Origin of the sequence: Thermobrachium celere DSM 8682, from assembly GCF_000430995.1 — a bacterium.
Lineage (GTDB): Bacteria > Bacillota > Clostridia > Clostridiales > Caloramatoraceae > Thermobrachium > Thermobrachium celere.
This window is the reverse complement of sequence record NZ_HF951996.1, coordinates 2,940-3,439: the sequence shown is the minus strand read 5'-3', so window position 1 is coordinate 3,439 and position 500 is coordinate 2,940. Positions and strand designations below refer to the sequence as shown.

The window sequence follows — 500 nt, the reverse complement described above, 5'->3', positions numbered from 1 at the left end:
AATTAGAATGGATAATACACCTGCTATAAAGGCCTGAAATAAAAAACTCTAAAAATTGAAAAAAACCATATTTTTGAATCTTATCCTTAGCATAGAATATACCCATACTTATGATAAAAGCCACCAATGAATCAAATACATTACCACCAAATAATTTTGTAAATCCTAATGCCACAAAACCTGATGATATAATCTGTAGGCTATAGCTAAAATAAGGCATATTTTAGTGAACAGCATATTACTAGCCTTTTTACTTACACTTATAGCAGGTCTATCAACAGGTATAGGAAGTGCTATTGCWWTTTTTGMCMAAAAGACAAACACTAAATTCCTTTCAATTAGCCTTTGGTTTTTCTGCTGGAGTTATGATTTATGTTTCTATGATTGTAAATTTTTTCTGAAGCAAGAAACTTGTTAACAGCTGAACTTAGGAACAAAGACAGGATTATTTAATAACAGTAATATCATTTCTTTTTAGGAATGCTTATAATTGCATTAAT

1 protein-coding gene and 1 pseudogene are annotated in these 500 nt (G+C 29.2%); one reads left to right on the top strand and one right to left on the bottom strand.

The genetic code is table 11. The features are described from left to right. Positions 1-220: threonine/serine exporter family protein (locus TCEL_RS12995; RefSeq protein ID WP_198010620.1), on the bottom strand; the 220-nt coding region annotated here is incomplete at its 3' end. Positions 221-226: 6 nt separating this feature from the next. Here TCEL_RS12995 and TCEL_RS13975 point away from each other — a divergent pair. Continuing rightward, a pseudogene (locus tag TCEL_RS13975) lies at positions 227-395 on the top strand (zinc transporter ZupT); the annotation flags it as partial. Positions 396-500: the final 105 nt, after the last annotated feature.